At 65.3% G+C, this 26,378-nt stretch carries 25 protein-coding genes and 1 pseudogene; 10 read left to right on the top strand and 16 right to left on the bottom strand.

All coding sequences use genetic code 11. The annotated features are described in order from the left end of the window. Positions 1–2 precede the first annotated feature (2 nt). The 3 genes from AWC31_RS22990 (at position 3) to AWC31_RS22980 (ending at position 4,676) form a co-directional block, all read left to right on the top strand. The gene (locus tag AWC31_RS22990) at positions 3–203 is read left to right on the top strand and encodes a hypothetical protein (protein WP_085146240.1); all 201 of its coding nucleotides are present in this window, start codon (positions 3–5) and stop codon (positions 201–203) included. Between the two features lie 180 nt (positions 204–383). Next, positions 384–1,127: an SDR family oxidoreductase gene (locus AWC31_RS22985; RefSeq protein WP_085146239.1), complete on the top strand. Its 744-nt coding sequence runs from the start codon at positions 384–386 to the stop codon at positions 1,125–1,127. A gap of 93 nt (positions 1,128–1,220) precedes the next feature. Then, positions 1,221–4,676 carry a serine/threonine-protein kinase gene (locus tag AWC31_RS22980; RefSeq protein WP_085146238.1) on the top strand — a complete coding sequence of 1,152 codons (3,456 nt, stop codon included), beginning with the start codon at positions 1,221–1,223 and terminating at the stop codon, positions 4,674–4,676. A 94-nt stretch (positions 4,677–4,770) separates the two neighbouring features. On the opposite strand, the gene AWC31_RS22975 is transcribed toward AWC31_RS22980, so the two are convergent. The 9 genes from AWC31_RS22975 to AWC31_RS22935 form a co-directional block, all read right to left on the bottom strand. Next, positions 4,771–5,694 carry a cyclase family protein gene (locus tag AWC31_RS22975; RefSeq protein ID WP_234816962.1) on the bottom strand — a complete coding sequence of 308 codons (924 nt, stop codon included), beginning with the start codon at positions 5,692–5,694 and terminating at the stop codon, positions 4,771–4,773. A 56-nt stretch (positions 5,695–5,750) separates the two neighbouring features. Beyond that, positions 5,751–5,999: a hypothetical protein gene (locus AWC31_RS22970; protein ID WP_085146236.1), complete on the bottom strand. Its 249-nt coding sequence runs from the start codon at positions 5,997–5,999 to the stop codon at positions 5,751–5,753. Between the two features lie 13 nt (positions 6,000–6,012). Then, positions 6,013–7,350: a TRAP transporter large permease subunit gene (locus tag AWC31_RS22965; RefSeq protein ID WP_085146235.1), complete on the bottom strand. Its 1,338-nt coding sequence runs from the start codon at positions 7,348–7,350 to the stop codon at positions 6,013–6,015. A 9-nt stretch (positions 7,351–7,359) separates the two neighbouring features. Next, positions 7,360–8,172 carry an NAD(P)-dependent oxidoreductase gene (locus tag AWC31_RS22960; protein ID WP_085146234.1) on the bottom strand — a complete coding sequence of 271 codons (813 nt, stop codon included), beginning with the start codon at positions 8,170–8,172 and terminating at the stop codon, positions 7,360–7,362. Beyond that, positions 8,169–8,771, bottom strand: coding sequence for an RraA family protein (locus tag AWC31_RS22955; RefSeq protein WP_085146233.1), 603 nt, complete (start codon positions 8,769–8,771; stop codon positions 8,169–8,171). Before AWC31_RS22955 ends, AWC31_RS22960 begins: the two co-directional genes overlap by 4 nt. Continuing rightward, positions 8,771–9,778 (bottom strand): tripartite tricarboxylate transporter substrate binding protein, encoded by a 1,008-nt coding sequence (locus AWC31_RS22950; RefSeq protein ID WP_085146232.1) that lies wholly within the window; start codon positions 9,776–9,778, stop codon positions 8,771–8,773. Before AWC31_RS22950 ends, AWC31_RS22955 begins: the two co-directional genes overlap by 1 nt. A 26-nt stretch (positions 9,779–9,804) precedes the next feature. After that, a complete protein-coding gene (locus AWC31_RS22945) occupies positions 9,805–11,304 on the bottom strand; it encodes a tripartite tricarboxylate transporter permease (RefSeq protein ID WP_085146231.1) in 1,500 nt (499 codons plus the stop codon). A 1-nt stretch (position 11,305) separates the two neighbouring features. Then, the gene (locus AWC31_RS22940; protein ID WP_085146230.1) at positions 11,306–11,848 is read right to left on the bottom strand and encodes a tripartite tricarboxylate transporter TctB family protein; all 543 of its coding nucleotides are present in this window, start codon (positions 11,846–11,848) and stop codon (positions 11,306–11,308) included. Between the two features lie 205 nt (positions 11,849–12,053). Further along, a complete protein-coding gene (locus tag AWC31_RS22935; RefSeq protein ID WP_085146229.1) occupies positions 12,054–12,830 on the bottom strand; it encodes an IclR family transcriptional regulator in 777 nt (258 codons plus the stop codon). Positions 12,831–13,021: 191 nt separating this feature from the next. Here AWC31_RS22935 and AWC31_RS22930 point away from each other — a divergent pair, with 191 nt between their 5' ends. Beyond that, the gene (locus AWC31_RS22930; protein ID WP_067857967.1) at positions 13,022–13,429 is read left to right on the top strand and encodes a pyridoxamine 5'-phosphate oxidase family protein; all 408 of its coding nucleotides are present in this window, start codon (positions 13,022–13,024) and stop codon (positions 13,427–13,429) included. A gap of 9 nt (positions 13,430–13,438) precedes the next feature. Here AWC31_RS22930 and AWC31_RS22925 read toward each other — a convergent pair whose 3' ends face one another. Genes AWC31_RS22925 through AWC31_RS22910 form a run of 4 tightly spaced genes read right to left on the bottom strand, consistent with a single transcriptional unit; the run spans position 13,439 to position 16,402 of the window. Beyond that, positions 13,439–14,371: a M56 family metallopeptidase gene (locus AWC31_RS22925; protein WP_085146228.1), complete on the bottom strand. Its 933-nt coding sequence runs from the start codon at positions 14,369–14,371 to the stop codon at positions 13,439–13,441. Further along, positions 14,368–14,742 carry a BlaI/MecI/CopY family transcriptional regulator gene (locus AWC31_RS22920; protein ID WP_067857885.1) on the bottom strand — a complete coding sequence of 125 codons (375 nt, stop codon included), beginning with the start codon at positions 14,740–14,742 and terminating at the stop codon, positions 14,368–14,370. The genes AWC31_RS22925 and AWC31_RS22920 overlap by 4 nt, the downstream gene beginning before the upstream one ends. A gap of 32 nt (positions 14,743–14,774) precedes the next feature. Continuing rightward, the gene (locus AWC31_RS22915; RefSeq protein WP_067857888.1) at positions 14,775–15,662 is read right to left on the bottom strand and encodes a cytochrome c biogenesis CcdA family protein; all 888 of its coding nucleotides are present in this window, start codon (positions 15,660–15,662) and stop codon (positions 14,775–14,777) included. Beyond that, complete coding sequence (locus AWC31_RS22910; RefSeq protein ID WP_085146227.1) at positions 15,659–16,402, bottom strand: DsbA family protein; 744 nt, start codon at positions 16,400–16,402, stop codon at positions 15,659–15,661. The genes AWC31_RS22915 and AWC31_RS22910 overlap by 4 nt, the downstream gene beginning before the upstream one ends. Before the next feature lie 128 nt (positions 16,403–16,530). Between AWC31_RS22910 and AWC31_RS22905 the strand changes: the two genes are divergently transcribed. Further along, positions 16,531–17,502: a L,D-transpeptidase gene (locus AWC31_RS22905; protein WP_234816961.1), complete on the top strand. Its 972-nt coding sequence runs from the start codon at positions 16,531–16,533 to the stop codon at positions 17,500–17,502. On the opposite strand, the gene ripB is transcribed toward AWC31_RS22905, so the two are convergent. Further along, positions 17,503–18,156 (bottom strand): NlpC/P60 family peptidoglycan endopeptidase RipB, encoded by a 654-nt coding sequence (ripB, locus tag AWC31_RS22900; RefSeq protein ID WP_234816975.1) that lies wholly within the window; start codon positions 18,154–18,156, stop codon positions 17,503–17,505. A 271-nt stretch (positions 18,157–18,427) separates the two neighbouring features. Here ripB and AWC31_RS22895 point away from each other — a divergent pair, with 271 nt between their 5' ends. The 5 genes from AWC31_RS22895 to AWC31_RS22875 all read left to right on the top strand — a co-directional run bounded on the left by AWC31_RS22895 (position 18,428) and on the right by AWC31_RS22875 (position 25,753). Beyond that, on the top strand, positions 18,428–18,712 hold the full coding sequence (locus AWC31_RS22895) for a hypothetical protein (protein WP_374214033.1): 285 nt from the start codon (positions 18,428–18,430) through the stop codon (positions 18,710–18,712). Between the two features lie 573 nt (positions 18,713–19,285). Next, positions 19,286–20,731, top strand: a complete 1,446-nt coding sequence (locus AWC31_RS22890; RefSeq protein ID WP_133060214.1) for a hypothetical protein — start codon at positions 19,286–19,288, stop codon at positions 20,729–20,731. 98 nt (positions 20,732–20,829) lie between these two features. Next, a complete protein-coding gene (locus tag AWC31_RS22885) occupies positions 20,830–22,176 on the top strand; it encodes a glycosyltransferase family 2 protein (protein WP_374214036.1) in 1,347 nt (448 codons plus the stop codon). A gap of 20 nt (positions 22,177–22,196) precedes the next feature. Then, positions 22,197–24,116: a cellulose biosynthesis cyclic di-GMP-binding regulatory protein BcsB gene (locus AWC31_RS22880; protein WP_085146224.1), complete on the top strand. Its 1,920-nt coding sequence runs from the start codon at positions 22,197–22,199 to the stop codon at positions 24,114–24,116. Beyond that, entirely contained in the window at positions 24,113–25,753 is a 1,641-nt protein-coding gene (locus AWC31_RS22875) for a glycosyltransferase family protein (RefSeq protein WP_234816960.1), read from the top strand. The genes AWC31_RS22880 and AWC31_RS22875 overlap by 4 nt, the downstream gene beginning before the upstream one ends. Here the strand turns inward: AWC31_RS22875 and AWC31_RS37955 are convergent. Next, positions 25,739–25,876, bottom strand: a pseudogene (locus AWC31_RS37955) (IMP dehydrogenase); the annotation flags it as partial. The gene AWC31_RS22875 and the pseudogene AWC31_RS37955 sit on opposite strands and share 15 nt — an antisense overlap. Continuing rightward, on the bottom strand, positions 25,861–26,283 hold the full coding sequence (locus AWC31_RS22870) for a winged helix-turn-helix transcriptional regulator (RefSeq protein ID WP_085146222.1): 423 nt from the start codon (positions 26,281–26,283) through the stop codon (positions 25,861–25,863). The gene AWC31_RS22870 and the pseudogene AWC31_RS37955, both read right to left, overlap by 16 nt. Between the last annotated feature and the right edge of the window lie 95 nt (positions 26,284–26,378).

The following is a 26,378-nucleotide window of genomic DNA, read 5'->3' as shown; positions in this document are numbered from 1 at the left end:
GTGTGCGCAGGGCTCTCGTCGTCGTGTTCGGCATTGTCGGTGTGTTCATCGCGCTGTGCGGTCTGCTCTTTGCACTGCAGGGCTTCGGTGTCGTCGGCGGCAGCCCGATGAGCAACACCACCACGTGGTCGGTCCTCGGGCCGATCATCCTGGTGGTGGGCGCCGCCATCGCGTACGCCGCATGGCGTTTCCACCGGTCGTGACGTAGTCCTTACCGCGGTTTCTCGACGTCAAGGTAGCGGTGGACGCCGCCCTTCCTCTGCCTTACCGTGACCTTAAGTTGCTCTTATTTTTCTTAAAGAGCGTGTACGGTGGGTCCTCATAGCGGTCGTGGCCTCTCGTCAGAGCGCAGACCGCATCGGCAGTGACGGAAGGAACCCGACATGCACGAGAACGCACGGATCGCCCTGGTGACCGGAGCATCGCGAGGCATCGGCGCCGAAGTCGCCCAGCAGCTCGCCGGCCCCGACACCCACGTCATCGTCAACTACCGCGAGAAGGCCAAACGCGCGGACACGATTGCCGACACCATCCGCAGCGCCGGAGGCCACGCCTCCACGCTCGGCGCCGACATCTCCGACGAGGCCGCTGCCGCCGCGATGATCGATGACGTCGCCCACCGGTTCGGCAAGCTGGATGTGTTGGTGCTCAACGCCTCCGGCGGGCTCGAGCTGGGCGCCGACCCGGGCTATGCCATGCGCCTCAACCGCGACGCGCAGCGTCGGCTTGCACAACTGGCCATGCCGCTGATGCCTGCGGGCGCGCACATCGTGTTCGTCACGAGCCACCAAGCCCACTTCTTCCCGCACAAAGCGGTGCCGAAGGGCTATGCACCCATCGCGGCGAGCAAACGAGCCGGCGAGACCGCGCTCTATACGATGCGCCACGAATTCGACCGGCGAGGAATCCATTTCACCGTGGTCTCCGGCGACATGATCGACGGCACGATCATCATCAAGCTCCTGGAGCGTCGCGATCCATCGGCCGTCGAAGAACGCCGCAGCAAGTCACCGCTGCCGACCGTGAGCGAATTCGCGGCCGCGATCGCCAACGCAGCGACGACGCCCCATCCGTCGGGGATCGTCTACGTCGGCGGCCCCGACTACCTGGACCGGATGTCGGCGTAGCCCAGTTTCGCCCGCCTGCTGGCAAATCCAGCGTTATGCTCGGTTAGGCGGCTGTGCTGCTGCCATGACGCCACTGGAGTTTCGAGGCGAACGATGGGGCGCAACGACCCGTTGCCCACGCAACGGGACCTGCCCGCCGGGATTCCGGCGGAGTTGGAGGCAGCCGGTTTCCAGGATCCGGCGGAGATCGGGCAGGGCGGATTCGGCGTCGTCTACCGCTGCATCCAGCGCACGCTGGACCGCACCGTCGCGGTCAAGGTTCTCACCGCCGATCTGGAGCCGGACAATCTCGAGCGGTTCATGCGCGAGCAGGTCGCCATGGGCAAACTGTCCGGCCATCCGAACATCGTCAACATCTTTCAGGTCGGCACAACAGCGAGCGGCCGGCCCTACATCGTCATGCAGTACCACCCGCACGGTTCGCTCGGCACGAAGATCGCCGACAGCGGACCCATCGGCTGGCGCGACGCGCTACGCATCGGAGTGAAGATGGCGGGCGCGCTGGAGACCGCCCACCGTCGGGGCATGCTGCACCGCGACGTCAAACCGGCGAACATCCTGCTCACCGAATACGGCGAACCCCAGCTGACCGATTTCGGTATCGCCCGCATCATCGGTGGTTTCGAAACCGGGGACGGCGCGGTCATGGGCTCCCCCGCCTACACCGCTCCCGAAGTCCTGCTCGGTCAGCCGCCCGGCGTCACCTCCGACGTGTACAGCCTCGCGTCGACACTGTTCAGTGCCGGCACCGGGCACGCGGTGTTCGAGCGTCGCAAGGGTGAGCAGATGGTCGCGCAGTTCCTGCGGATAACCCAGCACCCCATGCCGAATCTGCGGGAATCGGGCCTGCCGGCCGACATCTGCGGCGTGATCGAGCAGGCGATGTCCCGCGACGTCAAGGACCGCCCCGCGAGCGCGGAAGCGTTCGGCGAACAGTTGCGCGAATTGCAACGTCGTCACGGCTTACCGGTCGACGACATGCCGGTCCCCATTCCGGCCCCGGCCGTCCGCTACGACCCGGCAACGCCAGGCACACCGTCCACCGGCTACCGGGTGCGGACGATGACGCCGCCCGCGCCCGCCAGTCGCTTCCAACTGCCGATGCCGGCTAAGGCGCTCGTGGAGCGTGCCCGGCTGATCGATGTCCTACGGGCGCAACGGAACAAGAAACTCACGGTGATCCACGGCCCGACCGGCTTCGGGAAGAGCACGCTGGCCGCACAGTGGGCGAAACTCCTGCGGGCCGACGGCGTGGCCGTGGCCTGGCTGACCGTCGACCACGACGACAACAACGTCGTCTGGTTCCTGGCGCATCTCATCGAGGCCATCCGCGCCGTGACACCCGCGCTCGCGTCCGACCTCGGCGAAGTACTGGAAGAACACGGCGACGAGGCCGAGCGTTACGTTCTGACCTCACTCATCAACGAGATTCACGCCACCGATACGCGGATGACGCTCGTGATCGACGACTGGCAGCGGGTGACCGATCCGGCGACCATCGCGGCCCTGCGCTACCTGCTGGACAACGTCGCATCGGGCCTGACCATCGTGGTGACCAGCCGCAATCAGACCGGGTTACCGATGAGCCGGATGCGGATGCAGGACGAGCTGATCGAAATCGACGCCACCGCACTGCGTTTCGACGTCAGCGAGTCCGAGTCGTTTCTCGTCGAGCTCGGCGGCCTCGACCTCGACCACAACGACGTCGAGGAGCTCACCGCCAAGACCGACGGCTGGGTGGCCGCGCTGCAGTTGGCATCGCTCTCGCTGCGTGACCGCGAGGATCCGGTCCGGCTGATCGGGACGATGACCGGACGCCACCACGCGATCAGCGAGTTTCTCGCCGAGAATGTGCTCGACACCCTCGAACCGTCCATCCTCGATTTCCTGCTGACCACGTCGATTCCCGAACGCGTCTCCGGCGAGCTGGCCTCGGCGTTGAGCGGCGTACCGGACGGGCTGGCCATGCTCGAACAGGTCGAGGAGCGAGACTTGTTCCTGCACCGTGTCGACGAGCAGTGGTTCCGCTACCACCAACTGTTCCGCGACTTCCTGCGGCACCGACTGAGCCGGGACTCGCCCGAACGGGTGGTCGCGCTTCACTGCACGGCGTCGGAGTGGTTCGCCGAACACCACCTGGTGCGGGAGGCCGTCGATCATGCCCTCGCCGCAGGCGACGAGCAGCGTGCGGTGACCCTGGTCGAGAACGACGGCATCTCCCTCGTCGCCAACTCCCAGATGGCCACCCTGATCGGCTTGGCCGCCAAGTTGCCTTCTGCGGCAGTGCAATCCCATCCGCGGCTGCAACTGGCCCTGGCCTGGGCCAACATCGTCCTGCATCGGATACCGGCCGCCGAACAGGCGCTGGCCCAGGTGGATGCCACGCTGGCTACCTCGGGGCTGTCCGCGGACGAGATCGAGGATGTACGTGCCGATGTCGGTGTCGTGCGTGGTGTGGTTGACCTGCGCGCGGACCGGCTGGCGGGTATCGACGAGCACATCGCGCCGTGCCTACAACGCCGGGACCGCCTGCGGCCGTTCACCGTTGCGTCGGCGGCGAACGTGGCGACGTTCGCAGCCGCCTATCGATACGACCTGGACGAGGTCGAGCGGATCCAGACGTGGGCCGCACCGTACTACGAACGCAGCGGGGATGCGTTCAGCATCGTCAACGGATTGTGCTTCACCGGGTTGGCACACCATCTCATGCTCGACAACGTCGCGGCGGAAAAGTACTTCCGCCGGGCCCTGCGAACGGCCAAGCGATCCAGCGGCATTCATTCCTACACCGCGCGGCTGGCGAGCTCGCTTCTCGGTGAATTGCTCTACGAGCGCGGCGATCTCACCGAAGCCGAGCGCCTGCTCGACGAGGGTTACAAGCTCGGCCCGGAAGGCGGCTCCGTCGACTTCAAGATCGCCCGCTACGTCATCAACGCCAGGATCAAAGCGCTCCAGGGGGACCGGCTGGCGGCAGCGCAACGGCTGGACGAGGCGACGCGCGTCGCGCGCACCCTGTCACTGAACCGGCTGCGGGCACTCGCCGAGCACGAGCGGATCCGGCTCGGCCTGCCGCCCCATCCGGAGTTCGGCCCGATGCCGCTGACGTCCTACGACGCACGCAGGCAACCGGTCGATGCGATGGACGAGATCGCCGTGCAATTCGAGGAGGCCTCGGCGATCCGCATGCTGATCGCCGAAGACGATCCGGACAAGCGTGCCCTCGCCTGCCGCTGGGCCCGCGAATGGGTCGACCGACTCGCGACGCGCAATCACCCGCAGGCACTGTTGCGGGCCCGGCGCCTGCTCGGGGCATGTCTCGCCGCCGACAGCCAAACCGCCGAAGCGAAAGCCACGCTCGCCGGCGTCGCCGCCCAATGCGCACAATTGCGGATGCTGCGCTACCTCGTCGACGGTGGTCCGCATGTCGTTGCCACCCTGGCCGAACTCCGGGCCGACCAGCAGGCCGGGCGGTGGTCGCTCGACTGGCCCGAAGTACCGGGCGAGTTCCTCGACCAAGCCCTCGCGGCGGCGGTGCCACAGCGCATCTGAGGCGGTGTGCCGGCACTACGGGTTTCCGGCGAGAACCATGCCAGGAAGCGGCCACAACGACTCAGGCGCGGCGGTGGCGCACCAGTCACGTTTGTCAGAGGATCGCCGTCGCATTGGCCGGGGAGCCGGCGCCGCCGGGCACGTTCAATGGCTTGACGATGACCAGGGCTTCCCACCGGCCGAGCGCACGCATACGCCGGGCAAGCGGTCCGAGCCGCCACAGTTCGCCGAGGGGGATGCCGAGCTTCGCGAGGAACTCCTGGTGCATCATGCCCTTGTCGTGCGGCGCGGTCTGGATGAAAGGCGAATCCCCCCGCGGTGGAAGGCATTCGACGGCAAAGTTGTCGGTTGCGAGGAGCGCCACGCCCGTGTCCCAGGCCCAGTCGAGAAGTTCCTCGCCCTGGGCGATTCCGGACGCGCGCCCACTGGCCTGTTGTTGGCGACGCTCGTCGGGTGAGAGACCGAGAAACCATTCACTCCAACCGGTGTGGAGCATGATGATGTCGCCGCACCGAGGCTCGATCGATTGTGCGACGAGCGCCTCGACAATGAGCTCATGACCGAGCGGCTGCCCCTCGCGATGGTCGATGCTCATTCCGTTGGATTCGAGGTGGCCGGCGAGGTCGACGAGTAGTCCTCGACTGACGATCGGCGCATCGGCCCATACCTGGATGCCCAGGTCTTCGGTGTCTTCGGTGATGCGCTCGTCGGGCACTCCGCCGTAGAAGCCCACGTCGTCTGCTCTGCGGTGGCGCAGCCCGTCGATCTGGCTCGAGGACTGGAGGTAGTACCCGTCCAGGTAGTCGTCGCGATGGGCGGGGTGGTTGGCGTAGATGACGTGGCGGACCGGCTTTCTGGCCTTCGACATGCCCGGCATGAACGCGTCGATCGGGTAGTCCAGGCCGAACACCTCACCGTGCGTGACGGATCGGACCGCGCCCAAGACGGCGGCGTCGTCGATGAACGACGGTGCGCCGCGCCACGGGTCGGCGAACAACCCCCAGGAAGTGCCGCCCAACGAACCTGGTCGACGTTTCAGTTCATCTCGCGTCGGGAGGGAGTGGCGCGGGCCGGTCATCGCGCCACGCCGTTCTCCGATTCGGCCGGCACGTCGCGTTTCAAGTAGCCGAGAAGGAACGCGGCGATGGCTCCGACGGATCCAGCGATGCACAGCATCGTTTTGAAGATGCCATTGGGACCCTCGACCAACGATTGGGCTCCGAAGACCAGTCCGATCGCCTGGCATCCCACGAAGACAAGGCCGCCCAGCAGTGCGAGCGCAGCCGAAATGACGAAGATGGATCGGGTGATCGAGTAAGCCATCGCTGTACTCCTATCAGACGGGAAGGATTCCGGACGCCACGAGGATGCCGATCCCGAGCAGCGGTAGGGCGTAATAGACGAACATCGGGCGGAAGGTTTGAAACGGGTCCACCCCCGCGATGCCGCAGGACACGTACAGCGGTGCCCCGCCCGGCGGGACGGCGGCCTCGCAGGACGAGAAGATCAACACAGCCACTGCGGCGGTGGTGGCCGGGACCCCGGCGGCAACCAGCGCGGCGACGCCGATGACGCCGACGGCGGCCATGGTCGCGGTCGACGACAACGGCGCGGCGACAGCGATCACGATGACGCCGATGACCAAGGCGAGAACCGGCACCGGGAGGTCGAGGCCGTCCAGGAGACCCCCAAGTTGGTCCGGGAGACCCGTGGTCGCCAGAGCATTGGCCCCGGCAAAGGCGAAAATCACCGTCATGCCCACCAGGCCGAAGCGTGGGGCCGAATCACTCAGCAGCGCCATCCATTTCGTCACCGTATTCGGCAGCTGCCCACGGCCGAGCAGTAACCCGGTGGCGATCAGCAGCACCGGCATCCAGAAGATCAGGCTCACCGAATCGGTGATGTCGAGTCCGACGTGATTGCTGAGAATCTCGGCGACGGCGCCCGTTGTCAGGATGATCGGGATCGCGATCACCACGAACAGCAGCAGCGTCGACCACCCGTTGCGGAAGGCCTCGCCGGGTCGAATCCGCTCTGGCCGCCCGGCGTCGGCGACCTTCGACCGTCGCACGAAGATTGCGGTGACGATGAGGCGGTGCAAGACGCACCATAGCCCGCCGATCACCAAAGGCATGATGAGCGAGTTCAATTCGAGGGCGGCACCACCCGCGGACGCGCCGACGAGCACGAACATCGAGGCGCTGAACGGGAAGGTGATGCCCATCCCGGCGTTGCCGGCAACGATCGTCGCGGCGGTCGCCCGGTCGACCTTCTCGCGTTCCATCCACGGGATGGTCACCGAGCCGACCGTCGCGGCGATCGCCGCCTGGTTGTGGACGATGCTGCCGAGACCCGCGGATGCGAGGGTGGAGACGTAGGCCGGACCCCCGCGACGTCGGCCGATCAGTGCGTCCAACAGATTGATCATCCGGTAGGTGACGCCGCTGCGCTCCAGGAGGAAACCCATGAACACGAACACCACGGTGGCATAGACGATCTCGTCCGTCAGGGCCTTGTAGAGCGCGTCCCACCCGATCGTGAGCGCCGAGCCGCCGCTGAATGCCGCCGCAACGAGGAAGCCGAGCACCATGGCTTCGCCGACGTTGCGCCGCAGGATCGTCGTCCAGATCAGGATGGTGGCGAGATAGGTGCCCAGGGCCCAGAGTCCGATCATGCTCTGCCTCTACGCTGTTCGTTCCGACAGCCGGCGCTCGGTAGCGATGCGGCGCAGCGCGGTCTCGGTCGCCCGGGTCAGCTCGGCAGGAGCGCCCAACTGGTCGAGATACTCTGCGGTATCGTGCATTTCCTGCGCCCGCCGTTCGGCGTGCGTGCGAGTGCCGGTCAGCAACCGGTCGACCACGGCGTGTCCGTCACCGGCGAGTTGCGCAGCGATCTGACCGCGGATCCACGTCTCGTAGCCAGCGGCCGCACCGGCCGTCACCGCCTCGGTGACCACGCCGGCGAGGCCTTTCATCAGGACGCTGCGCAGGAGCTTGTGGGCCATCGCAGACCCAGGCGGACCGTCGACGACCTCGGCCGCAGCATGCCAGCTGCTCGCCAATTCAGCGACTCGCGGCGCCCCCTTACCGGCGAGCATCAGCGGCGTCTGCGCCCCGTGCCAGGAGACCGGCCCGAGAATCGCGACGTCACAGAACTCTGCACCGGCCTGCTCGACCATCTCGGCGATGTCGCGCATCGCTCCCGGTGAGGAGGACGTGAAGTCGGCGTAGCAGACGCCGGGGCTGAGCGCCGCCACGCAGGATTCAGCGACGCGTCGGGCAGCCTTGGCGGCGGTGAGCACAAGAACGATCTTCGCACCGCGGACGGCGTCTGCGGCACTGTCGGTCCGCTGCACTCCGGGCGGAGTCGGAACCGGCCCTGGGTCGAACCCGGCGACGCTGTACCCGGCGTCGACGAGCGCGGCGGCGTACTTTGCACCCGCCTCACCGAGCCCGATGATTGCGCACCGCACCGCAGAACCGTTGTGATCGCTCATTTTCGTCCTGCTTTGATGTCGGCGCGCCGCGCGGTCTCGTCCTCGAACTTCGCCTCGGCACGCTCCAGCACCTTCTCGGCCTCGGCCTGCGGCACGATGACCACGCCGTCGGAGTCGCCGAGCACGATGTCACCGGGCGCGACGGCCACGCCGCCGACCGCCACGGTGCAGCCCAGCCGTCCCGGCCCGTGCTTGAACGGACCGGCAGGCGTGACAGCACGTGCGAAGACCGGCACCTCGATCTCGCCGATGGTCTCGGCGTCACGCACCGCCCCGTCGATCACGAACCCGGCGATGCCGCTCGCCTTGGCGCGTTCGGCCATGAGTTCACCAATGAGCGCACGTGTTTCGTCGCCTTCGCCGTTGACGACGAGGACGTCACCGGGCCCGGCCAACCGCAGTGCCTCGTGCAGCAGCTTGTTATCCCCGGCTCGGGTCCACACCGTATAGGCGGGGCCGGCGATGGTGGCGCCGTTCCAGACCGGCTTGATGCGCGAATCCAAGGCACCGAGGCGGTCCATCGCGTCGGCGACGTTGGCGGTCGGCAGTTTGGCGAACCGTTCGAGCAGTTCGGCGTGATCAGTAACAGAGATGGTCATCAGGCACTTTCCTTGCTCACTGCGGGCATGAGGTCCTTGTAAGTGGTCTCCTGCTCCGTCCACAGTTCTTCGTACTTCTGAGAATCCAGATAGCGCGTTTCCAGACCGAGATCAGTCATCTTCGATCGCACGCTTTCGTTTTCGATCGCGGCCTTGAGGGCGGCTTGCAGCTTGTCCGATACGGCCTCGGGCATCCCCGCCGGTGCGGAATACCCACGCGCCGTGGTGGATACGACGTCGTAGCCGGACTCCTGGAACGTCGGCACGTCAGGCAGGAAGGTGCTGCGCTGGGAGTCCATCACGCCGAGCACCCGGATCTTGTTCTGCTTGACCAGATCGATCACGTCGCTCGCACTGCCAACATAGACGGGGACGTGGTTGCCGAGAAAGGCTGCGGCGGCTTGTGATTGGCCTTCGGAGAAGTGCACGGGCGCCGAGTCGGCCCCGGTCGCCTGCTTGATCTGCGCGATGGCGAAGTGCTCACCGGTCTGGATTCCGGTGGTGGTCGCGGTGATCTTGCCGGGCTCGGCCTTGGCTGCGTCTATGAGCGCGGTCAGCGAGGTGTACGGGCTGTTGGGTGCGACACCGATGATGGCGGGGTCGACCACCTGCATGCCCAGCGGTTGGAAACTCTCGCGGCTGAACTTGGCGCCACGCGCCGGATCCAGCGGGGAGACGACCACCGACGGCGATCCGGTCGCGCCGATGGTGTAGCCATCAGGTTTGGCGCTGGTCAGTTCGGTGTAGCCGATCTGGCCGCCGGCGCCGGGCCGGTTGACCACCTCCACGTTGGTGCCGAGTTCCTTTTCCAGTTCGGGTGCGACCAGACGTGCGGCCGTGTCGACGGCGCCGCCGGGGGCGAACGCCACCACAAGCTCGATCGGCTTGTTACCGGGCCACCCGTCGCCGGCCTCGGCGCCTTCGGTGGCGGGACGGCCGCAACCGGCCAGTGCCAGCGACGCGATCACCGCGGCCGTGGCCGCGACGCGAAGTCGTTTGCGGGACATGGTTTTCTCCTTGTTGGTAGAAGGGCTCAGGTTTCGGGGTCGTCTTGCAGCACGCGCGGTTTCTTCAGCTTCAGCAGCGGGCTGAGCACGATCAGGCCGGCGACCACCAGCAGCACCGCGCTGATCGGCCGCGTGATAAACACCGTGGGATCGCCCAGCGACAGCTCCAGCGATTCGCGCAGCGAGCGCTCCATCAGCGGACCGAGCACGAGGGTGAGAACCAGTGGCGCCAAAGGAATGTCGAGCTGACGCATCACCAGACCGAGAAGGCCGGCCCCGATCATGATGTACACGTCGAACACGGTCAGATTGATGGTGTAGGACCCCACGACCAGGAACATCAGGATGAACGCCGCCAAGATCGGGTACGGGATCCGCAAGATCGACGTCCACACCCTCACCAGCGGCACGTTGAGCGCCAGCAGGATGACATTGCCGATGAACAGGCTGGCGATGATCGCCCAGGCAACGGTCGCGTCCTCGGCGAACAACGTCGGGCCTGGCGTCAGCCCCTGCTGCAGGAACGCGCCCATCAGCACCGCGATGGTCGGCGACGCCGGTAAACCGAGCGTGAACAGCGGAATCAACGCACCGTTGGCGTGGGCGTTGTTCGCCGTCTCCGGACCAGCAACGCCCTCGATCGCGCCGCGGCCCAGTTGATCGCGGTAGCGCGAGAACCGTTTCTCCGCACCATAGGACAGCAATGAGGACACCGATCCGGTCATGCCGGGGACCAGCCCCAGCGCCGAACCGATGACCGTCCCCCGACCGATGGCGGGGGCGCTGCGCCGCAGATCATCGCGGGTAGGCAGCAGCGAGCGGAAGCCCGGTGCCCTGGCGGCGGCGATCTTGGAACGTCCCGCCATCAGCAGCTCGGACAAGCCGAACAGTCCGACCACGATCGCGACGAAGCTGACCCCGTCGAGCAGGCGCTCGGCGCCGAACGTGAATCGCGGGGCGCCGGCGACCGGGTCGATGCCGATCATCGCGATCAGCAGGCCCAGCACGCCGGAGATCAGCGCACGCACCATGGACCGTCCGGACAACGCCACCAGCAGGGAGAGGCCGACCAAGACGAGCGCGAAGAACTCGGGAGGTCCGATCTTCAGGCCGAGCGAGCCGAGAGGACGCGCGGCGATCACCAGGAGGATGGTGGCCACGGTTCCGCCGACGAACGATCCCAGTGCCGCGATGGTCAACGCCGAACCGGCACGGCCCTGCTTTGTCATCTCGTAGCCGTCGATCGTGGTGATGGCTGACGCGGCTTCCCCGGGCGTATTCAGCAAGACGCTGGTGATCGTGCCGCCGTAAGTGGTGCCGTAGAAGATCGCGGCGAGCATGATGATCGCGCTGGCCGGGTTCAAGTTCATGGTGAGCGGGATCAGCAGCGCCACGCCGGCGACCGGTCCGATCCCCGGCAGGACGCCGATCAGCGTGCCGAGCAGGCATCCGATCAGTGCGAAGGCGAGATTCTCCAGGGTGAGTGCCGTCGCGAAACCGTTGGCCAGGTCGAGTAACACGTCCATGTCACAGCCCCAATCCGGCCAGGAACGGCAGCGAGGACATCGGCAGGAGAACGCCCAGGACGCGGTCGAACAGCACGAAGACGCCGAACCCGCCGACTGCGGCGACCGCGGCGGCGATCCACCACCGCTGCCGGCCCAGCACCATCAGCTCGGCGAACAGGAACACCGCCATCGAGATCTGGTAGCCCAGCACGTCCATCAACGCGGCAAGCAAGATCAGTCCGCCGACCACCCCGAGGATGTAGGGCCGGTCGAGCGGCTCGGCGCTTTGCGCTTCCGCGCTGCCCTCGCCGCGCCGACGTTCCGCCACAGTCTGCACAACCCAGATCGCGGTCAGCCCGATGAGCGCGATCCCGAGGATCAGCGGCAACAGCCCGGGGCCGGGACCGAGTGCGGTCCACAGACCGAGCGAAGTCGCTTCGACGGCGACATAGAGACCCACCGCGGCCAGCGTCAGCTGGCCGGCAGGGACGAGCATGCGCTGCGCGAGGCCAGGCTTCCTGGTTTCCGCGGGCGGCGTATCGGAGTCGCGGTGAGTCACCATCTACAACTGCTCTCTCATTGTGTGATAGCTACTATCAGTTGATGTAGTAATCGTGGTCACACCGCAGGTTTGTTGTCAAGCGTGCGTTTGCGTCGGGGTTACCGGGATCGGAGAGCCGGCGACGGCGGCCGGAAATCGGCGCCGCGCGAGAGCGGCGTCAAGCGCGGAGCGAAAGCTGTTCTACTGCAGCGGTTTAGCCGTGGAGTTAACCGGTCGTCGGAATGCGGGCACCGAGTGCGTTCGCAGCCCGACGTACCTCGGTGACCAAGCGGGCGATTTGCGGGTCGGCGAGTTCGTCGGCGGGCCCGGTGACCCCCAGGACGGCGGCCAGGGTGCCGTCGACGGCGCGGACCGGAGCGGTGATCGACGCGATGCCGTACGTGCGTTCGCTGATCGAGACGGCGTGGCCGTCACTACGGATCTTCTCGAGTTGGGCAAGCAGCTCGTCCTTGGTCACCGAACTGCCCGACGCCAGGTCGATGCGTCCGGAGCGCGGCAGGATCGCATCGATCTCTTCGGTCGCCAGCTCGGCGAGGAAGATCTTGCCCGCACTGCCCAGGTAGAGCGGCAGGCGCTCACCGACCGGCAGCACATAACTGAGCGGGCTACTGCTTTCCACGCGCGCGACGAGCACGCGTGAATTCTCGACCCGCACATACAGGGAAGCGGTCAGGCCCGTGGTGGCAGCGAGCTGCTGAAGAGTGGTCTGTGCCAGCAGGTTCAGCGGGCTGGTCACCATAAAGGCGTGTGCCACCGCCAATGCCGCCGGCCCGGCGGTATAGCTGTCGCCGCTGCGCGCGGCGTATCCCCGGTCCAGCAAGACGTTCAAGATCCGTTGCACGGTGGCGATGTGCAGGCCGCAGTGCCGGGCAACCTCACTGAGCCGCAACGGCTGTTTGGCTTCCTGTAGTACACCGAGGACGTCGAAGGCGCGCTCTAGCGACCGCATGTTGCTCGTCGACTTGCTGGTCTGCGTCGCCATCCCGTCTCCAAGCGTGAACATACTCGTGATCGAAGTTATCACCCTACGAAATAGATTGCTGCCGGAGCGTTCCGGAACCAGCAGGAGCGATTCCGTAGACGGCCGTCGGCAGCTCTGTGACATTCCGCGAAATAACACGGCCACCCGACGGGTTCGGTATGAGAAACGAACGGAGGACGCTTGTGCCGAAGATGTCAGAAGCGGAACGTGAGGATTATCTGGCCGCTCTTCATGTCGGGGTGATCGCGGTCGAACGCCCTGACCGGGCGCCGCTGGCCGTGCCGATCTGGTACGGGTACCAACCGGGCGGTGATGTTCTGTTGTGGACCGAGGCCGGGTCGGTGAAGGAGAAGTTGATCCGGGCCGCGGGCCGGTTCTCGATCACCGTCCAAGACGAGCAACCGCCGTACCGCTACGTCACGGCCGAAGGTGACGTGACCGCGATCGAGCCCGCCAAGGACGCCGAGGTACGCGCGATTGCGGTCCGCTATTTCGGTGAGGATGAGGGCAACAAGTTCACCGACGAGAACTTCACCGAGACCTCGGTCATCATCCGGATGAAGCCCAGTCGGTGGTTGAGCACCGATTATTCGAAGTGAGCCAGTCGATCACAGCGTGCAGAGCATGAATGCGAGGCCGGGTGCGGTGAGTGTCACAAGCACCACGACGGACATCGCCAACACCTGAGGGTGCCAGAACGTCGTGCGCGGAGGTTGCATGAGCCGCAGCGCACGGTCCATCACCGCGGTGCCTGCTGCTGCCAGCACGCCGTCGGGCAGACGGTGTCGCGTGCTCAGCGCGACGAGACTGGCCAGCAGTGGCGCACGGCCATAGCTCCGGGTCGACGCATCGTCGGCGCACATCTCCAGCAATGCCGGCACGGACCGCGCGGCGGCACGCATGAGGGGTAGGCGCGGCAGCGCGGCGGACAGGGCATTGAGCGTCGCGACAATGTGGTGATGCCGCCCGCGCAAGTGCGCCCGCTCATGAGCGAGAACCGCTGCCAATTGGGCCGGATTCAGGAGGTCAAGGGCACCGGTCGTGAGGACGATGGCGCTTCGCCGACCGCTGGAGACGCAATATGCCGTCGGCTGATCGGCGGTGATCACGACGACGTCGGCGTCCTCGGTGGGGCGGCCGACGATGCGAACGGCCTCCGCGTGTTGGCAATTCGAGCGCCGAGTCTTGAGCAACGCCACGATCACCCGCCGTGCGGTGTAGAGCGCGACCCCGGCAGTGAGTGTCAGTAAGACCACGACCAAGACGGTGGCGACCGTTGACGACAAGTGCACGGCGTCGGTGATTCCGAGGGTTTCGACGCAGAACGTCAGCGCGGTGTGAGTGGCCAAGCTGTGGACGGCCCCCACGACCAGGATCACCAAGGCCGCACTCCACGCGAACAATGCCGAGGCGACCGCAACCAACCACCCCGACATGGACAGTCGCGGATGCACGTCGGTCAGCATCGGGCTCGTGAGCACCGCCGGCGCCAGCCAGCTCAGAGCCACGGCATAGACGAGCAGGAACGTGACCGCGTTCATCGTGCCTTGCCCTTGCTGAACCGCTGAAGCGCCTGCCGAAGCTTCACGGAGTCGTCGTCGGCGATCTGTTCCAGGAAGAAGTTGAGGATCAGTTCGCTGTCGCCCCCGGATTCGAAAACCGTGCGCATCAGTTTCGCCGAGTGCTCCTCACGGCTCATCACCGGACGGTATTGGTACGCCAGGCCCACCTTGTCGCGCAGGAGCCACCCTTTGCGAAACAGATTGTCCATGGTGGACATCACCGTCGTGTAGGCGATCTGACGTTGGGTGACGAGCTCATCGTGGACGCTACGCACCGTCGACGGCTCCGAGCGGGACCACAGCACGTCCATCACGACGGCTTCGAGGTCGCCAAAGCCCTTAATTCCCATGCCCATTACCGTCCGTCAAGGCCTGCTCAAACCTATGTAGCGCGATAGTAGCTCGTCGGACCGTTCGGTGACGGCTCCGCATCGTCGGTGTCGGTGCTCGATCGCGTGCGCCGGCGCCACAGCCGATATAGCCGCCACCCGATGAGAGCGACGACGACACCCAGGATCACCCAGGGATCGCTCGCGTGTGACGAGAGCCGGCTCATCCACACCTGCAGGTCATACTGCGCGTCGACGGTCAAGACGCCGCCAAGGTTCGCGGTGCCGTCCGTGAACAGAAAGACCCCGCCCAGAAGGATGAACACCGCCCCGGTGAGCAGCGATGTCGTGTGCGTCTGCAGCGGCCCGAGCCGTATCGGCCGCCCCCGCAACCACGACCGCTTGGCGAGATCGAACCGGTCCCACAGCCAGGCGAGGAGAAACAGCGGGGCCGCCATGCCCAGTGCGTAGACCGCCATGAGCAGTGCCCCGTAGAACGGATCGGCGCCCATCGCCGACATGGTGAGGACCGCTCCCAGCAGCGGACCCGCGCAGAAGCCGGCGAGCCCGTACACCGCCCCGAGGGCGATCACCGACGCGGTGCTGGAGATGTTGATCCGGGCTGTGGCTCGTTGCACGGCGGGGAGCCCGAACCCTTTGCCGAGCAAGGCCATGAGGCCGAAGCCGATCAACACGAGACCGCCGATGACGGTGACTTCGCCGCGGTAGCGGGTGACGACGTTGCCCAGCACTCCGACACCGGCGCCCAAAGGCACCAACACGGCGCACAGGCCGGCCCAGAACGCCGCCGTGCGACCGATCAGTTGATGTACGCGGTCGAAGGCGTACGCGAAGAACGAGGGCAACAGCAGCGCCGAGCATGGGCTCAGCAGCGACGCCAATCCGCCGAGGAAGGCGCCGAGGAGGCCGACGCCGGTCACGGTTCGGTCATCGCGTTCTCGATGGCACGCACGAACTCGTCGGTGGGCTGAGCGCCGAGCAGTGGAACGTTGTTGATCAAGAACGCCGGAGTGCTCGGTACGCCAATGCTCGTGCCCTGCGCGAGGTCAGCGTTGATGGCCGCGTCGAATGTGCTCCCCCGCATCCCGTTGATGAACTTGTCGATATCGGGGACACCGGCTTTCCCGGCGAAGTCGATCAGCGCCGGTTCGGTCAGTTCGGACTTCGTTCGTTCCGGCGCGGCGGCATAGACGGCGCGGTTGAATTCCCAGAACCGGCCCTGCGCGGCGGCCGCGCGTCCGGCTCGAGCGGCGAGCATCGACTGCTCGCCGAAGATGGGAAAGTCACGCCACTCGATGCGGAGCTTGCCCGAGTCGACGAAGCGCTCGATCAGCTCGGGTTCGGTGTCACGACTGAACTTGGCGCAGAACGGACATCGATAGTCGGAGAACATCACCAACGCAACCGGCGCATCGGGGTCACCCAAGGCGAACGGGTCGCCCGGCTGTCGACGTTCGACTCCCGTCTTCGCGTTCTGTTCCGACGGCGCGACCTTGCCCGAATCCGTCACCGCCGAGGTTCCCGACGCCGCTGCGCCGGCTCCGGCCTCCGCATCGTGGTCAGATCCCAAGACCAGATAGAGGATCAGCGCGACGGCAATGACAACGAGGCCTCCGATGAAGATGAGGTCCTTGCTGACACTGTCTCGCCGAGCACTCACCGGCCACCTCCATGCTAACCTCGGTTACGTACCTACGGCGTAGATACGTAGCTCCGTTGTAGCACACCCAGCAACCAGACCGCGAACGACAGAGGGGAACGGAGACCGTGTCGACCAAGCCACACCAAATGCGCTCAGCGACAGTCGGCCTGGTGCTGGTTATCACCTTCGGAGCCGCCACGGCCTGGCTGCTCGCCAGGCCGGGCACCGGGCACGCCGAGGTTCAGCCGCTGACGCCACCACCGCCGGCGGCGCCCGCAGCAGTCACGACACCGCCCCCGCCGCCGCAGATGTCCTCCACCCCCATGCCGCGTCGACAGATACCGGTGACATTCACGACGACCTCAGGCGCCGAGCTCACCGAGGGTGGAACATACGGCGTCGGAACGGTTGTCGTCGCGAAGTTCGACCGCCCTGTTTCCGACCGCGTCGCCGCCGAGCGGCAACTCTCGGTCAAAACCGTTCCACCAGTGGCCGGCTCCTGGTACTGGATGGACAATCAGCGCGCCCATTGGCGGCCACAGGATTACTACCGTCCAGGCACCCAGGTCATCGTCGACCCCGGGCAGGACAGCCAGGTCTCGTTCCGTATCGGGGACTCTCATGTGTCGATTGCCGACGACACCACCAAACAGATCAGCGTGTACCGCAACGGCGAACTGCTCCGGACGATACCCACGTCCATGGGCATGGGCGGATCAGAAAGCATTGGCGGCAAAACGATTTCATTCTGGACGCAGCCTGGGGTCTACACGGTGATGGACAAGGCCAACCCCGTCGTCATGGATTCGTCGACCTATGGGTTGCCCGTCGAGTCCCGGCTGGGCTACAAGCTGACAGTCAACTACGCCGTGCGCCTTACCAACAGCGGAATCTACGTGCACCAACTCGACAGCACGGTATGGGCGCAGGGAAACACCAACACGAGCCACGGCTGCCTCAATGTCAACGCCGACAACGCCCGCTGGTTCTACGACTTCTCACAACCCGGAGACGTGTTCGAGGTGCGCAACACCGGCGGCGACCCGTTGCCGATCTGGCAGAACGGCGATTGGAGCGTGCCATGGGACCAATGGCTCGCCGGTAGCGCATTGCACTAGTCAGGTCTCGATCACCCGAGTGACATACTGCGTCATCCCCGAAAGGCGGACCGGCGAAACCTTCACTGGCACACCAGTTTGCTGCGCCTCGATCATCCGGCCGCCGCCCAGATAAATCGCCTCGTGCTGACTTCCGCCCGGCCCCCAGAACAACAGGTCGCCACGTCTGGCCTGCGAACGCGACACCTGCCGGCCGGCCGTGTACTGATCGCCCGACCAACGCGGGAGCAGCACGCCCACACCGGAGAACGCGAATCGTGTCAATCCCGAACAGTCGAACCCCACCGTGTCGGCACCCGAGTCCACACCCTTGCTGGGACCGGTGAGACTGCCCCCACCCCATGAATACGGCACACCCAACTGCGAACCGGCTCGCCTTATCACATACTCGATCGCCTGCGGACCGCGGACCCGACCGGTGCGCAACGCGGCCGGACTCGGCGTGGGATCATCCAAAATCCCTAGGCTGCCGAGGAATTGGCGCCCCAGGCCGAGAGTCGTGTCCGCCGCCAGCCGCGTCGCCGCCAGCGACGCATTGGCAATCGCCACCGGATCACCGGGCGCCCCGGCGCTGACCCGTCGAGGCAGCGTCGGATCCCATTGCTCTGAGTCCGCTTCGGCGACTCCGGGTGAGAACCCGACGGCCAGCGACAGCGCGACAAGGCCCCCGGCCGAAATTGCATCCCTGCGACGCACGGGCGGACCTCCCCCGATCGGCTTTCTACGTAATTATTACGTACGTAGTTAGACAGTAGGTTATGTCGACGCGATCAGCCATAACGAATATGTCGCGCTTCGGTAACCCGTCACACCGGCCCTCTCATCGAATCTTGAAAGCGCCTTTGGTTTTTCGAAAGCGGCGTGGAGGCCTCCGACGTACGGTCTGTGCAACTCCTGACGGTGGACGGATACGACATTTGAGGAGATGGCTGTGAGGGTGAGATTGGTTACCGCCGCGGCGCTGGCGGTGGTTGGCGCATTGGCGACTTCCACGGGCATCGCACACGCCGATGACGTGGTGGTTCGCGATCCCGCCAATGGCATTCCCTGGAGCTGGCCAGACCAGGCCGCTTGCCTCAAAGACGGCCCCGATATGCATTTGGACAATCCGGATGACGACGAGTTTCTGAAGTACTGGTATTGCGAGCAGCACGACGATGGGCTCTGGTATCTCCATAACACCGACAGCCCTACCAACCAGGCGCCGTGATAGCCAACGAGCGCTGACGGCCGTGAGGCCTATCAGATTGATTTCTTGAGAACGACTTTCACGACCGTCTATTCATTCACGGCCGGTTGCTTTCCTTCGCCTCCCGTCAGGCTTCACACCGAAGACCTTGCTGCGATTCATCTTTCGATCCCAGATCAGTTGGGGCAGTAACCGCCGACTCCCGTCGAGCGGGCGGACGATGTGCATCGTCGATTACCGTATGTCCACCCGCTTCGGTAGCGCTGGGCGCTTTCATCCCGCGTGACTTTTCACCGCGGGGACGCCCCTCAGTCAGCAAACTCGTCGCGGTAACCCGAATGCGCAATGGGCACAGCCATGCGCGGTAAGCAGCTTCTCGGCTACTCGCACAAAATCCCGATTGTGTTGATACAGCAACGGTAGAGAAATTGTCTGCAGCTGACATTTTCATCCGGCGTCAATTTGTGGAGACGCCGATTACCTCGTACGATCTGGCCATAACTTCAGTTACCGGGGTTGTCGACTTCTCAAAGTGACGTTGCCAGTGTTGTCACAGCGATGTAATTAGACACCATTACCTGTCAGGCAGGACTCGTGTCAGAGACTTACGTCCGTGGCGATGTCGCCCCACGTTCTCTCCCCCGTCCCGACATCAAGGTGCCGACCTTCATCCGGTTCGGTTTCTGGCTGCGGATTGCTCTTGTCGGGTTGTTGACCGGAGTGGCGTACCTGACGGTTTTCGCCGCCACTGTCGAGCACGTTGTCGCCCAGTCACGCGCCGCTTACCTGCTGGTGCTGCCAGTTCTGACCGTGGTGATCATCGCCGGGTACCGGCGGGCTCCCGGCGGCGTGGGTGATGATGAATCCGACTGGATCATTGCCTGCCTTGTCGGCGCCGCCGGCCTGTGTGGTGTGCATCTGGTAGCGCAGCGCATGCCGACGTTGGCCGGCTTGTGGCATGTGCAATTACAGGGCGCGGTGATCTGGGCCGCCAGCTGTACTGCGATCTTGCTGGGCGTGCGCTACGCGCTACGGATGTGGCCGTTGTGGATCTTCCTGGTGTGCACCGTGTCCCCGCTGCCGTATCTGCTGGCCGTGGCCACATTGGGTGGCTCGGACACTGCGGCGGCTTGCGTCGCGGCCGGCGTCGGAGCCGTTGCGGTGTTTCTGGCTGCGCATGCGGTACCGGTGTGGTGGCGACTGGGTAGCGCAATCGGCTGCCTGGCGACCGCATTGATCGTCATAGCCTGGCTGGAGCAGCCCGTCGGGCTCTTGCTCATGGTCGTCGTAGCGGGTGGGGTCATACCCGTCGTCTTCGCGTTGACGGTGCTGCACCTACGCACAACAAACCTCGGGATATCGGGCGGCCCGGAGGTGGTGCCGCGGCGCTCACCCAGACAGATCGCCATCCTCCTGGTTCTCGCCGCAGCCCTCGCTATGGGATATCCGGCCGCGACTCGAATCCCCGATCCGCCGGAGGTCAACGCGGACTGGGTCCAACGCGCCGGATTGCTCGACGCGACACCGATGACGTTCGCCTCCCGGTTCCTGGGACCTGATGCGACCCTGACGCGGTATACCGTGCCACCGGCGCCCGGCATGCCCAGTGCGGCTGTCGACGTCATCACAACCTCCAACCTGGCTGCGCTGCAGGACTTCTCGGACGCAGTCTGGTATCCCTCCGAAGAACCCACGAGCTACACAGCCGCTGACCACCTCCAGTTGCCCATCGACGCGAGGATCGTCTACAGCAATTCGGACTCGGCCATCAGCGACGCAAGCCGGCAGTGGTATGCGGTGACCTGGGTATGGCGTTCGCAGGCGCGCTACCAACAGGTCACGATCGTGATCAATCAGAACTCGAACTCTCCCGACAGCCCTGCGGAACCACGGCCGCTGACACTAAACGACAGTATCGTGTCGCCGACGTTGTGGCTGACCCGCCAACAACCTTCCGCCGCAGGTGGTGTCGACGAAACGGTGCTCCAGCGGGCCGCACAGGTGGCTCGCGTGCTGACCACTGCGGCACAACCGCGATGACGACGGACGTCGGCTTACTGCCGGCGCTGCCCGCCCATATGTCGGCCCGCAGCGCGCTGGGACGCAGATCGCTGAGCCGTATCGGACTGTTCGTCGCCATGGTGACCGCACTGATCATCGCGCTGCCCCACCACATTCCGGCGACGCTCACCACGCTGGTGGCGGTGTTCTACCTAGTCTCCACGATCGACCGGAACTACCTATTGCTCAACGGTCTTCGTTCGTCGGCGCTGGTACGTGTCGATGAGCGAGAGGCCCTTGCGATCCCCGATGCCGACTTACCGGTCTACACCGTCCTGTTGCCCGTGTACCACGAGCCGGCGATCGTGCAGAATCTGGTCAACGGCGTGGGACAGCTGAACTATCCCAGCGACAAACTCGAAGTGCTCCTACTGGTCGAGGAGGACGACACCGCAACCCAAGCCGCGGTCAAGGGCTTGTCGCTGCAGAGCATCCGCATCGTGGTGGTCCCCCACAGCCTGCCGAAGACCAAACCGAAAGCCTGCAACTACGGAATGGCGCTGCCTGACCTCAAAGGCGAGCTGATGACCATCTACGACGCCGAGGACATTCCCGATCCGCTGCAGCTACGCAAGGCGGTGGCGGCGTTCCGGCGATTACCGGATGACGTCGGTTGCCTGCAAGCACGATTGGGCTACTACAACGAAAAGCAGAATCTGCTGACCCGTTGGTTTGCGCTCGAATACGACCAGTGGTTCGGCGTCGTCCTGCCCGCGGTGGAGGCGTCCGGTGGGGTGGTGCCGCTCGGCGGCACGTCCAACCACATTCGTACCCGGGTGTGGCGCGAAGTCGGCGGATGGGACGAGTTCAACGTCACCGAGGACGCCGATCTCGGTGTCCGGTTGGCAAGGCATCGATACCGCACCCTCATCCTCGACTCCCTCACGCTCGAAGAGGCGAACTCCGATGTGGTGAACTGGATTAGGCAACGGTCGCGCTGGTACAAGGGCTACCTGCAGACCATGCTTGTGCACTTGCGGCGTCCTGTGGGGCTACGGCGCGAGATCGGTACCGCCGCAGTGCTCAGACTCGTCAACATGACCGGCGCCATCCCGCTCACCAATGCGCTCAACCTGCTGTTCTGGTTCACGATGCTGACCTGGGTGATCGGCAGGCCCGCGGTCGTCAACGCGTTGTTCCCGCCACTCACCTACTACACGTGTTTGGCGCTGTTTCTCGTCGGAGCACCACTGTCGGTGTTCATCGGCCTCATCGTCACCTCCGCGCTCGGCAAGCCTCATCTCTGGTGGGCGGCGCTACTGGCGCCGATGTACTGGCTGCTGCAGTCCGTTGCTGCCGTCAAAGCCATCTACCAGTTGATATTTCGGCCCTTCTTCTGGGAGAAGACCGTGCATGGCCTTGCCCATGTTCCTGCCCGGGCCACCACATCGACCAACCACACATTCGACAATCCCGTCACATAGATCTCCAGGACAAGGACGCCATGAACCGCCTGCGCAAGCTGGCACTGCTCGCCGTGCCGACCATACTCATCGGGACGCTCGCTGCGCCCGCGGCTTCGGCCGACCCGCTACAGAACCAGATCAACCCTTCGAGCACACCGGCCGTCGGTTGGGGACAGCTCGGGCTGTCCGATGAACTGGTGCTCTTAGGGGACAACCAGCGAAACTACGTGGAGGTTCCTGTCCCGCAAGGAGTTACACCAACGACCCTGAGTGGCCAGATCGGGTCGGTCGTCGACGCGGCCGAAGGGCGTGTCGATGTGCTCGACTCACGGGGTACCTTCCTCGGCGCCATCAACGCACCCACCGCGCTGGCGAGCGAACCCTTCACGGTCAACATCTCCGCGGCCGAAGTCACCGACAACACGGCGCGGCTGAGCTTCGTCTTGCGAAACGCGGACGCACCTGCCAACAGCTGCGCACAGGTGCCGTCGATCACGCTGAGCCAACTGTCCACGAGCTACTCGGGCGCGTCACCCAACCCGAGAACGGTGTCCGACTTTCTGCCGGGCTACCTGGACCGCGTCAACGTCCGGGTCGGAGCGAACCCCTCACCGTCTCAACAACAGGCGGCGCTCAATCTGGTGGCACGCCTCACCGATCTGTACCGCCCGATACCGGTACGGGTGGACGTCGATACGTCGGGCACCCCGGCCGACCCGGGCGCCGGTTCCAGCCGGGTCATCGAGATTCGCGACGGCGGCAAGCCCGGGCTGTCAGTGGAAAATGGCGGCACCCCCGCGGCGGCATTGGTGATCTCGGGCAACGGCGAGGATCTGGTGCGACAGGTCGACCTGTTCGCCGATCGCCGCGCGAAACTGGCTCAATCCGATTCCGCCTCAGTGGTTTCGGCGACCTCTGACCGCCCGCAGTCGTCGAACACCCTGACGTTTGCTCAACTCGGGGTGGCCGGTGAGGCTTCGGTCTTGGGCACCACAACCCTGTACACCGGGTTCGACATCGGCGAGTTCGGCACGGGCCAAATCCAACACGCTCGGCTGCATCTACTCGCTAACTACACTCCGGTCACCGAAGGTGAAGGCTCGCTGCTCATCCGTGCCGGCTCCACGATTCTTGCCTCACGGTCACTCGACGGCTCCGGCACGGTCGATCTGACGGCTGACATCCCGGCCGAAGCCGTGGCCTCGAACATCGGTCTCGGACTGGAGCTGCGTTACGTTCCTCGCCACGAATGCGCCCCGCTGTCGGACCGGATGACCTTCGCGCTCGACCCTCGCTCGACGCTCACCGTCACGCCGGGAACACACAATCGAGGCGGATTCCCAGTGCTGCCGATGGCATTCACGCCCGACGTCGACGTGGCTGTGAGCAGTCCCGACCAGATTCGCTATGCGGCACAGGCCATCAACTTGATGGGACAGCAGTCTGTGGTGGCGCTGTTGCCGCATCTCGTGACCTTCGATGACGCGGCCGCCTCGCGCACGCCGCTGATCACGGTGGCCACCGGCGAGCAATTGCGTGACGCGGGCATGTCGCCACCGCTCCTGCCCGGCGCTGGCACGACCATCGGCGTCAACGGAAAGCCTGCCACCGATATCGATTTGGGTGGGCCGGTGGGCATCGTCCAGGCGTTCACCGCTCAGGATCGCAGCGTGCTGGCGATCAGCGCGACGGGTGACTGGTCGCTGGTGGACCGCAGCTTCGACTACATCCGCGGACTCGATCGCCGGTGGGCGTCGCTGACCGGCGATGTCGTGGCGACCGGTGCTGACGGCGACACCGTGAACCTCGTTATGCGCTCAGGCGGTCCGATGCCGTACGAACCGCACGTCGACGACACCTGGAAATGGTGGGCAACGCTGAGTGCCGGTGCGGCGGTCCTCATCGTCGCCGCGGCCACCGCCATCCTGGTGGTTCGGCGCCGACGCACCCGGGCGTGACCGAGCAGACGTCGTCGCCACCGCGTTGGCGGGCGGCGGCGATCTTCACAGCATTGTCGGGGATCTACTTCGCCGTCGGCGCGATCCTGCTCGTGCGGTACAACCTGTTCGACCCGGACGCACCGAGTCGCGTCGCCAACGCCGGTTACACCGTGATGAGTCGAGATCCCCACCTGTCGGCAATCGGATTCGTCTGGAATCCGCTGCCCAGTCTGGTGGAGATCCCACTGGTGTCGTTGCACCCCTGGTGGCCCGAACTGAAGACGCATGGTCTGGCAGGCGTGATTCAGAGCGCGCTCTTCATGGCCGGCGCGGCGCTGATGGTGCGGCGAATCGCCCTCGACCGTGGTCTGCCCAGCCGGTGGCGTTGGGCCGCCGTCGGCGGATTCGCCCTCAACCCGGTCATCGTCATCTACGGCGGATCGGGGATGAGCGAGGCGGCAGAGATTTTCTGCCTCGTGTGGTGCACCAGATACCTACTGCGATGGCTCGATACGCGACGAGTGAGCGATTTGGCTTGGGCCGGCATCGCATTGGGGGTCGGCTATCTCGCCCGCTACGAGATGATTCCGGCCGCCGTCGGTGTCGCCGTGCTGGTCGCCGTGGTGGCCTTCACACGGGCCGACCGAGCCGATCGCATCCAGACGACGATCCTCAGCGTGCTCATCGTCATGTTCCCCATCGCCGTGGCATTCGTCACCTGGGCCGTCACCGGGTGGATCGTCAGCGGCGAATTGTTCGCCCAACTGTCATCCCGCTACGGCAACGAAGGCCAGGTAGCGGCGGCGCTGGCGCGCGGTGGCACCGCGCATTCCGGTACCGCAGACGGGTGGCTCGTCGCCGCGCGGGTCCTGGCGATGCAGCCGCTGGTCGGCATCGCGGTTGGCCTGGCCGCGCTCGTGGCCGTGTTGGCCAGGAAGGTCGACGCCCTCGTCCCGGTGATGGTGTTCGGTTCCGTGCTGACTTTCGCCGTCTGGGGCCATTATTCGGGCACCACATTCGGGTTGTTCCGGTATTACCTCCCGGCGATCCCGATGGTGATCGTCATCGCGGTCACCGGATGGGGTGCGGCGCGCGCCGTCGGGTTGCGGTTCGGTGCGGCATTGCTGTCACTGTCGGTCGTGGTCGCGATACCCGTGACCGCGGTGTCCATGCTGAACGAGAACATCGGCAATCAGCCGTTGCAGTTCGGGCTCAAGTCGCTCCTCAACCCGGAGAAGTACCCGGCCGAACAACAGTGGTATCGCAGAGAACTCGTCGACGATCGCCTGCTCGCGGAGTTTCTCGACCGCAAGCACCTCCCTGACGGATCGGTACTGATGGACACGTTCTTCGGCTGGGGCATCTGGCTCGCGTCCGACAGCCCCAAGCAATTCGTCGTCACCAGTGACTACGACTTCACCGCGGCGTTGAATCGCCCGTGGGATTTCGGAATTCGGTACATCGTGGTCAGCAACCCGGCGCTGTCCGACGCCGATGCGGTGCACGTCCGTCACCCGAGTATGTGGGACACCGGGGCTGGATTCGCCCGACTCGTCTACTCGGTCAAAGGTCCCGGCGGAGACGAGCGCCGACGTGTTTACGAGGTGCTCGGTCCGCCGCGGCCCATACCGACCGACGCTCTAGGTGGTGAGTAGCACCTTCACGGCTCGCCGTTCGTCCATCGCCCGGTAGCCGTCTGCCGCCTCCGGTAGGGGCAGGGTCATGTCGAACACCTTGCCGGGGTCGATCTTTCGGTTCCAGATCAGGTCGATCGGTTCGCACCTCGAGTGCTCTCGGCTGATTGCACGGCATTGGCTCGATCGATCTCGACCATGTGGGCTTCGGCCCAGTCCCGCAGCGCGGTCAGTGGAACGTTGAGGGAGCGCCCCAAATCGGTAAGGCGGTAATGCACTTTGGGCGGAACGGTCGGTTCGACGCGACGTGCGATCAAACCGTCGCGGGTCAGGCTCTGCAGGGTTACCGACAGCATCTTTTGCGAGACCCCTGGAGTTCGGCGCCGTAAGTCCGCGAATCTCACTTCACCGTCACCGGCATCGGCAAGGACCTTGATCACCATTGACGTCCACTTGCTGCCGATGCGATCGAGCAGGCGGCGCGTCGGGCAGTCGGGATCGAACAGGTCCCCGCGAGCATGCTTCGCCTGCCGGGTCGCTGGGGAGGTCACCTGAAGCTCACCACCTGTCGTCAAAGTGCCGTCTTCTCGGCAGCCCGCTCGTTTCTTACGGTTATCTGGTAACCAATGGTAACCACATGGAGGGC

Origin of the sequence: Mycolicibacterium wolinskyi (assembly GCF_002101965.1) — a bacterium.
Taxonomy (GTDB): Bacteria; Actinomycetota; Actinomycetes; order Mycobacteriales; family Mycobacteriaceae; genus Mycobacterium; species Mycobacterium wolinskyi.
This window is presented reverse-complemented; position numbering and strand designations above follow the sequence as displayed.